The organism is Treponema endosymbiont of Eucomonympha sp. (assembly GCF_001028545.1).
Map to the genome: position 1 here is coordinate 1 of NZ_BBPW01000752.1, position 8861 is coordinate 8861.

Here is an 8861-nt window from a genome sequence, read left to right on the forward strand (position 1 = left end):
AATTTAGAGGCTTTGGTATCGAGGATGTGAGAAGCCAGTTTGACCATATCTTTAGATACCCGCGGACTGGGAATGTCGTCTAAATAATCTTCCTCAGCTCGCAGTTCATACGGATAGCGTAGTGTTGGGCCTAATAGACCTTTTCCCAATGGCTTTAGCGCAATGATGTGCTCTCGATTGGAAAGGACGACCCGCGCCAGCGCAACTCTTTCTTGGGGGTTGGTCACATCGCGGAGTTGGACGCCAGCACAGATAGAACGTCTCGAAGAACTGCTTGCTGCTAAAGCATCTCCTGCAAGAGCAGCGGTGGTTTTGAAGCGCTCAATAGTATCGGTTCAAGTCAAGGCGCGCGCGCTCGGCAAGCCGTTTCCTAATATGAGAAAACTGCGGCTCGCCAGAAATGCGGCGGCTGCAGCTTCTTCAGAAAACAGAACCGTATAGATGTTTGCCTGATTACTCGAAACGGCAACGGGACCCTGCGAGCCGAGCCGTCACTTCTTGCCTCGAAGTGCGCGATGCGCACGGCAGGAGTTTGCTTCGGTCGTATCCCGTAGCCTCTCAGCCTCTCTCTGGCGCCGGTTGATCACCAAAATATTCGGAGCAGGTCGCACCCTAAGCGAGAGGCGGGATACTCGTCCAAAAGCCGTTCCTCCCAAAGCCGGGCCTCGGTTGGCGCCCGCCGCCGTACCATCGGATCGACCCCTAAACGAAAGCAGGACGTATGCGGCATTCATCGCGCCATCCTAGGCTTCCAGCGGCTTCCGAAGCAGGAAAAAATTCGCCTGACGCTGTCGGCCAGCCACCAGTCGGTTCTTGGACTGACGTTTGGAACCAATCCCAATCCCTGCCGTTAAGGAAGCTTTTGTTGTCTGCGACTTGGACTCAGATATTTTAGAGCCGTCTTCTTCTTAAAACGCGGCCGATAGGGGGTGAAGGATGTCCAGTGGGGCTAACCGACCAGTTTCCGCCTTAACGCCCAAATCCTATCGGCCCATGGCGGCAGAACCCGGACCGATGGTGCTTTCGGCAATCCTTGCCGGCTCGCCCGACGCGATCTGGTGCTGGCGGACCGACGGTATCATCACACAGTGGAATCCCGCGGCAGAACGCCTGTTGGGGTTTGAGACTTCGGAAATCGCTGGTCAGTCCCTTCTGGAGTTGGTCACGCAGGCGGAGCGCTCAGTGGCCGAAAGCATGATCGAACGCGTGAGCGCCGGCCAGTCCTATGGCCCCTTCGAAACGGTCAGGGTGGGCAAGGATGGGAGAACGCTTGCCGTGGAGCTTACTGTCGTCCCGCTGCGCGACGAGAAGGGATTGATCGTGGGCGGAGCAACGTTTTGCCGGGACATCAGCGAACGCAAGAGCGCTGCGGAATCACTTTCGCGGACCGTCCGTGAGCTGGGAACGCTTTTTCACCTGACTGAGCGCCTGCAGGCTGCGAGATCCGCCCAAGAGGTCTATGAGGCGGCGCTAGAGGCGATCACCGATGCGCTGGAGTGCGAGCGCGCGTCGATTCTGCTGTTCGATTCGGCTTCCGTAATGCGCTTTGTCGCTTGGAAAGGACTCAGCGAGCAGTATCGTAAAGCCGTCGATGGTCACTCTCCGTGGACACCCGAGACAACTGACGCGTTCCCGATCTTCGTTACCGACATTCGGAATACGAACGACCCCGATACCCTGAAGAGGGTAATCGAGGGCGAAGGGATTCGCGGCCTTGCCTTCATTCCGCTCGTCCGCCACGGACAACTCATCGGCAAATTCATGACCTACTATAGGTGCCCACATCAATTCAGCGAGCGAGAGACCCGTCTAGCAAGCACCATTGCTCGACAGTTGAGCTTATCTCTGGACAGAATAATCACCGAAGAGCGGTTGAGGGAATCCGAATTGCGCTTCCGTCTCATGTCGGAGCACGCTCCTGTCATGATCTGGATGAGCGACGCCGCGGGCAAATGCCTTCACCTTAACCGTTTGCTCCGTAGTTTTTGGGGGGTGGAAGAAGCAGCCATTCCTTATTTCGACTGGTCGTCGACGATACACCCCCAAGACGCCCAAATGGTCGGCGACCAGGTTGCGGCCGCATTTGCTAAAAGGGTCCCCGTAAAGTTGAAAGGGCGATACCGCAGCGCCAAAGGAGAGTACCGGGTGCTTGAAACCGTCGCGCATCCTCGCTTCGGAGCTTCCGGTGAATTTCTCGGGATGATTGGCGTCAACGTCGATATTACCCAGCGAGAGGCAGCAGAGGCTGAACGTCGCCGGGCTGAAGAGGAATTGCAAGCAACGAATATTGCCCTACGAGAAAACGAGGAACGTTTGCGACTCGCTACTGCTAACGCGGACATCGGATTCTGGGATGTGGATGAGATCAACCAGGCCCTGCACTGGCCACCATTGGTCAAGGCAATGTTCGGGATATCGCCGGACAGGCCCGTGTCGATGATGGACTTCTATTCGGGTCTTCACCCCGAGGATCGCGAGTTCGTCAGCGCCGCTTACGCGGCGGCGGCAGATCCCGACAAGCGAGCTCTCTATGATGTTGAGTATCGTACCGTTGGGAAAGAGGACGGTCGTGTCCGATGGGTGGCTGCGAAGGGACGCGGCTTGTTCAATAGCGATGGGGACTGTGTGCGCGTTACCGGCACCGCTATCGACATCACTGCTCGCAAGGCCGATGAAGCAAAGCTTAAGGAGTTGAACGAAACATTGGAGCGCCGAATCTCCGAGGTTTTGGCTGAGAGGAAAGTGTTGGCGGACATCGTTGAAGGCACGGACGCTTTCGTCCAGGTAGTGGACCTCGAATTTCGCTGGCTCGCCATCAACAAGGCCGCAGCTAATGAATTCGAGAGGCTATTCGGGGTTCGTCCCCAGGCCCAGCAATGCATGCTTGATCTGTTGGCGCATCTGCCTGCCGAGCGCGAAGTCGTGCGCGCTGTTTGGGCCCGCGCATTGTCCGGAGAGGAATTTACGGAAATCGCGGCGTTCGGCGACCGCGCTGGCGAACGTCGCCACTATGAGATGAAGTACAACACCTTGCGGAACAGTGATGGAGAACGGATCGGCGCGTATCAGTTCGTATACGATGTGACGGAACGTATCCGGGAGCAGGAGCGTCTGGCCAGGGCGGAGGAGCAACTCCGTCAGGCGCAGAAAATGGAGGCAATGGGCCAGCTCACCGGCGGCGTCGCCCACGACTTCAACAATCTGTTAACGCCAATCGTCGGCGCGCTCGATGCTTTGCAACGGCGGGGCTTGGGTGGCGACCGCGAGCAGCGCTTGATCGCCGGGGCGATGCAGTCCGCAGAAAGAGCCAAGACCCTTGTGCAGCGGCTACTCGCATTCGCACGACGCCAACCACTCCAGGCCAAGCCGGTTCACATGGGAGACCTGATTCACGGAATGGGCGAGCTGATTGCCAGTACGTGCGGTCCGCAGGTGAAGGTTTCCATAGAGATCGAGCAGAACTTACCGGCCGCGAGGATCGACGAGATTCAGTTGGAAATGGCTCTCCTCAATCTCGCGGTCAATGCGCGTGACGCTATGCCTGACGGCGGTACGTTGCGCATTATTGCGGACGCCCAACAGGTTGATGCGGGAAATCGCGCCAACCTTAATGCAGGTCGCTACGTCAGGATATCCGTGGCCGACAGCGGCGTCGGCATGGATGAATCCGTGAAGACGCGGGCGGTCGAGCCGTTCTTCTCGACCAAAGGAATCGGAAAAGGCACGGGTCTCGGTCTATCGATGGCTCACGGCTTGGCATCACAGTTGGGCGGTGCGCTGACCATTCAAAGCCGTTTGGGGCTGGGCACGAACATAGAGATCTGGCTTCCTTCGACTGATCAGCCCGTGCAATCGGACAGCCAGTATCAGGTCTCGAGGGTCAGCGGCGGCCCCATTGGAACCGCGCTCCTTGTCGATGACGAGCCCCTCGTTCGTGCGGCAGCAGCTGACATGCTCGCGGACATCGGTTACACGGTTATCGAAGCTGCTTCGGCGGAAGAGGCAATCCGGCTGATTGGCGGCGGCCTTAAACCCCAACTTCTTGTTACCGATCACCTTATGACCGGCATGAACGGCACGGATTTGGCGCGGCGTGTCCTATCGGAGTTGCCGGGCACGCAGGTATTGCTGGTGTCGGGCTATGCCGAGAGCGAGGGCGTCGCTCCTGATCTTCCCCGGATGGTCAAGCCATTCAGCACTCGAGACCTCGCTGCGAAACTTGCTAACCTAAGTGCAGGCTAGAGCAGCGCGCTTGTTTCAACGGTTCGAGACGTACTGCGTTTCCGGGCGCGGACCTTTCTGCCGATTTCGTTCGTCGGAGCTGCACCTCTAGAAAATCATAGCCACGATCGGTGCCTCGGCAGGCCCCGGCTCATAAGCGTGCTGCTGAAGCTGGCGGCGATGAAAAGATCACGGTGACATCCTCGAAGCTGACAGGGCGCTAGACCAAGGCGCGAAACTTAAAGAATCTTCCGAGATCACGCCGGAGCAAATCCAGCACTTCTTCGATCGCGAAAAGATCTCGAGCCTAACAAGTGAGTGAAGGTGCTGCGCTGGGGCAGGGCCGAGGACGTTCACTAGCTGATCCTCGACGGAATTGAGTACGCCCGGGCGCATAAGTTGCGATACGTCGCGATCAAGAATGCACGTCTCTGCAGGGAGCGATGCGCACGCGCAGTCCATAACATCTGATGCAAGGCCTCACAGCCGCAACGCCACGGCGACAGCCAGCGCGAGCGCCAGGGTCACGAGTGCGAAGGCAAGAGGCCACCTCAATGCTGCGACGGCGCGTTCCCCGCGCACCATGACCCGCAACGGCCAAAAGCGGATGTCTATACGGTCTGAATCCACGGCAAACCTCCATTCATGATATAGGTTTATATTCCTACATTACGAATGTCAACGGGATGTCTGTTCACAGGTTTCGTTCGGATGCGCGATCGTTTCCAGTTGAGTTAGTTACGCCGCAGTCTAGCGCTTAATTCTATCAAGCTTTTTGGCTTGGCTTTCACTCTTTATTGCTTCGATCGCACATGCTCTCACCCGAAAATAGCGCTGCGCAGTACGTCCGCATGTCAACTGACATGCAATCCTATTCGATCGCAAATCAGTCCGATGCCATTCTGATTTATGCTGCACGCAGAGGATTGACGATTGTGCGCAGCTACGAGGATGTCGGACGAAGCGGAGTGCGCCTTGACGGCCGCGCAGGGCTCCAGGCTCTGCTGTCCGATGTGTGTTCCGGAAGAGCAGACTACAAGACTGTCCTTGTCTACGATGTCAGCCGCTGGGGGCGCTTCCAGGACAGCGATGAGAGCGCACATTATGAATACTTATGCAGACAAGCAGGGGTCAACGTCGAGTACTGCGCTGAACAGTTCGAAAATGACGGCAGTTTGACCGCCGCACTCCTGAAGAACATCAAGCGTGCGATGGCTGGAGAATATAGTCGAGAACTGTCCGTCAAAGTGCAAACTGCGAAGATCCGTTTGGCCGTGAAAGGCTTTCATCTCGGGGCACCTCCAGGTTACGGCCTTCGCCGCATGCTCGTCGATGAACACCGGACGCTCAAGGGTGAGCTTCGCCGAGGTCAATGGAAAAACATTCAATCGGACCATGTTATTTTGATCCCAGGTCCGCCAAACGAGTTAGCAACTATCGAGCGCATCTACGAAATGTTTCTCGATCAGGAATTGGACGTACGCAAAATCGCAGAACAATTGACGACCGAGGGAATCCCTGCTGCATCAGGAGGTCCGTGGACTTACAATACAGTGCGCGCAGTCCTGTCGCATGAAAAATACATCGGGACTGCTGTATATAGCGTGACGTCGAAACCAATCGGTAAAAAATGGCAACGAAATCCGAAGAAGGATTGGGTTCGCTATGAGGACGCGTTCGAGGCCGTTGTACCTAAGGATCGATTTAAGAAGGCGTCTGAGCGGCTAGAGCAACTGGCCCAACCCCTGACAACGAACTGGATGCTTGATTGCCTAACGGCGCTTTGGTGCCAGCGCGAACATCTCAGCTCAGAGATAATTAGCGAATCAAAAATAGCGCCCAGTTGCCACACATATCAGGCCTATTTCGGGAGTTTGTCTAAGGCGTATCACTTGATCTGCTTCAGGAACCGGGAGAGCCTTGGATACAACGCAGACCTCCGCAAGCAAATTATCTCCGAAATGAAAGCGGAGATAATCCGCCGAGGGGGAACAGTTGAGGTCTTCCCTTGGAACAAGCATGTCATCGTAAACGCAGAGCTCAGAGTCAGCATATTCATTAGCCGACTAAAAAACACGGGTCCGCGTATCTGGCAGTTTGGCTATAGATCTGGGACGAAACCCGACATCGTCGTGGGCGCGAGGATCATGAGGCGAGGCGGGCGGGTTGAGGACTATTTCATTCTGCCCTTTATGTTATTGCCGCACGGAGCGTGGATCACGACGAGCGCGTCTAGTGGGGCAAGGCTCGATAGGTTCCGAACGAATAATCTGGAGCCGCTTTATCAGCTCTGTGCGCGCACAAAAGCCGTTGCGCCCCAATGGTAGACCTACGAGATCAGAGAAGGGCGGAAACCCGTAAGCGCAGGGTGCTGGAGAAGCTTGGAGGTGACCAAAGAGAGGTTATCAAGCACGGTCGGATCGGCCAGTTGTTGGAGCAACTAAGAGATGTCGTTGCAGATGAGACATTTAACAGATTTATACATACGCGTGGAATTCAATCAGTTCCAAACATTCTAGGCCCTCAATCGTCGCTCCCTCCAGACCTTGATCGTAGTCTGGCGTTTGTTGTTTCGTGGAGGTTCTTTGCGCCATTTCTGTACGACCCTGTGACAGCAACCTATCTGGAAATGCGCTGGCCAGGATTGATCATTGAAATGAAGGATGTCTTTATTGACCTAGTGGCAGATGGACCATTTCCTCATGAGCCGCGGGGGCGGGATCGGCGGTCATTCTGAGGTTGACAGCCGAGGCGTTATGCGTTCGACAGAGCAATGCAAACTTTCCTGTCTTTTCTTTTTTGTCTTTGCGCAACTGCAGCATCTGCGATAACCGGCAGCCGCTCCGCGCCGAGCAGCGATGTTGCGCGATCTATCGTCACCGTCGTCGCAGCCGGCGGCGGCGTTTGCACCGGCACGATGATTGCACCGAACATCATTCTGACCGCCGCGCATTGCATCGCGCCCGGCACGGCCAATCGCGTGATCGACTATTCATCGAAGCCGCCGACGCTGATCGCACCGCAGCAGGTCGCGGTGCATCCGCAATACAATGCACAATCAATCGCGGCGCACCGGGCGACGGCGGATGTCGCGCTGCTGCGCTTGTCCGCGCCGATGCCCGGAAAGTCCGCTGCGCCTGTCGGCGTGCCGCGCATTCCCTTTACGCCCGTCTCGCGCTTCACCGTCGTCGGCATCGGATCGACAGTCGCCGGCAGCGATTCCGGCGTGGGCACGGCGCGCGCCGCGCCGCTCGCCGTGACTGGCCAGCCGGGTACGTTGCAGGTGCGCCTGGTCGATCCACAAACCCAGAACAGGAGCGCGGGCATGGGTGCCTGCACCGGAGATTCGGGCGCGCCCGCGTTTGAGGATCAGGATGGCCGCAGCGTCATCACCGGCGTGGTGAGCTGGTCGACCGGCGCCAACAACGCCGCAGGCTGCGGCGGCCTTACCGGCGTCACGCCCCTCACATTATATAGAGACTGGATCGTAAAGACCGCGCGAAGCTGGGGCGCGGGGTTGTGATTTGACGAACCGTCAACGCGAGACACTATCCTCCGATGGAAGGACCCGACGATGCGCCATGCCCGTCACCTCATCTTGGGTTGTCTCGCGGGAGGCGTATTGCTTGTTGCTGTCACGGCGCCCTCGGCGCTCGCCCAGCAGCTCGACTTGAAGACTCCACAGCCGCGTCTCGACAATTCAAAGCTAAAGCCGGCTGCACGTCCTCGCCCGGCAACGTCCTGTGCGGAATACGGTGCCGGCTATGTGCGCGTGGAAGGCACCGGAAGTTGCGTGCGGCTCGGCGGCGGCATCAACGTCGGCGTGGGCGGATCGCGTTGAGGGCCATGCAAGGATGTTCCATGTTTTACGAACCATGTCCTGTCTGCTTGCTATCACCATTTGCGTGACAATGACTTCTGCATCCGCGGCACAGGAGAAGCGGCCCGGCATCAACAAAACGCACACGCGCAGTCATGCACCGGCGCCACGAAAAGCAGCGGGCCCGCCGTCCTGCTCCGAATTCGGCGCGGGCTTCGTGCGTATGCCTGGCTCGGATAGCTGCATTCGCTTTGGCGGCGGCGTCGGGATGGGCTATTCCATGCCGTGAATTCCGTCAGGCCCGGATGATGTCGCCCGCCGCGAAAAGATCCTGCCGTTGCCGGACTTTTCGCGCGGCGGCCTGGTGACGCTCTGGCATCGGCCGGTATTAATGACCCTGCCCGCGATGCCGCCACTTCTTGCGCGGATACACCGCCGGCTTCTTCACGTATGGCTCAGCCTGCCGCTTGCGCGATTCCTCCAGCGCCCGCTGATACCCTGGTGAGCTCATGATGTTCGCCGCTGCGCCGCCGCGAGCGGAAGCTGGGACGGTGTGAAGCGGAACAGCGCACATTGCAAGAAGCAATATGGCGGCAAGATGCAGATTGCGTTTCATCTCGATCCTTGGTTGGCCGTTGCCTGAAATCCAAGCATCTCCGGCTCGAATACCTGTGCTGTCAAACTGGTGAACCGGCTCACGCCGTCGAACGCCTGCTGCGTTTCTGGCATGTGAGGCGGACCGCCCAGTCTGCAGCTCTGATATCGCATGACCTTCTCTGTAATTTTCCCGAATTTCCCTGTTCTTGGAAATAACTTCCCT

Annotated in this window: 6 protein-coding genes; 3 read left to right on the top strand and 3 right to left on the bottom strand. The window is 57.5% G+C overall.

Annotation, left to right across the window (positions count from 1 at the left end; all coding sequences use genetic code 11):
* Positions 1-227: Ku protein (locus tag AWU74_RS14420; protein WP_498067504.1), on the bottom strand; the 227-nt coding region annotated here is incomplete at its 3' end.
* Between the two features lie 766 nt (positions 228-993).
* Between AWU74_RS14420 and AWU74_RS14425 the strand changes: the two genes are divergently transcribed.
* The 3 genes from AWU74_RS14425 (at position 994) to AWU74_RS14435 (ending at position 7744) form a co-directional block, all read left to right on the top strand.
* The gene (locus AWU74_RS14425; RefSeq protein ID WP_187151004.1) at positions 994-4242 is read left to right on the top strand and encodes a PAS domain S-box protein; all 3249 of its coding nucleotides are present in this window, start codon (positions 994-996) and stop codon (positions 4240-4242) included.
* A 791-nt stretch (positions 4243-5033) separates the two neighbouring features.
* Positions 5034-6548 carry a recombinase family protein gene (locus tag AWU74_RS14430; protein WP_162502543.1) on the top strand — a complete coding sequence of 505 codons (1515 nt, stop codon included), beginning with the start codon at positions 5034-5036 and terminating at the stop codon, positions 6546-6548.
* Positions 6549-6994: 446 nt separating this feature from the next.
* Positions 6995-7744: a S1 family peptidase gene (locus AWU74_RS14435; protein WP_062329031.1), complete on the top strand. Its 750-nt coding sequence runs from the start codon at positions 6995-6997 to the stop codon at positions 7742-7744.
* Between the two features lie 685 nt (positions 7745-8429).
* On the opposite strand, the gene AWU74_RS14440 is transcribed toward AWU74_RS14435, so the two are convergent.
* Both AWU74_RS14440 and AWU74_RS14445 read right to left on the bottom strand, forming a co-directional pair.
* The gene (locus AWU74_RS14440; protein WP_059370111.1) at positions 8430-8657 is read right to left on the bottom strand and encodes a hypothetical protein; all 228 of its coding nucleotides are present in this window, start codon (positions 8655-8657) and stop codon (positions 8430-8432) included.
* On the bottom strand, positions 8654-8861 hold a 208-nt coding region (locus tag AWU74_RS14445; RefSeq protein ID WP_238580305.1), incomplete at its 5' end, for a hypothetical protein. The genes AWU74_RS14440 and AWU74_RS14445, both read right to left, overlap by 4 nt.

Coding starts and splice junctions, on each gene's coding strand:
- AWU74_RS14435 (WP_062329031.1), top strand. CDS start 6,995: ATGCAAACTTTCCTGTCTTTTCTTTTTTGTCTTTGCGCAACTGCAGCA.
- AWU74_RS14440 (WP_059370111.1), bottom strand. CDS start 8,657: ATGAAACGCAATCTGCATCTTGCCGCCATATTGCTTCTTGCAATGTGC.
- AWU74_RS14430 (WP_162502543.1), top strand. CDS start 5,034: ATGCTCTCACCCGAAAATAGCGCTGCGCAGTACGTCCGCATGTCAACT.
- AWU74_RS14425 (WP_187151004.1), top strand. CDS start 994: ATGGCGGCAGAACCCGGACCGATGGTGCTTTCGGCAATCCTTGCCGGC.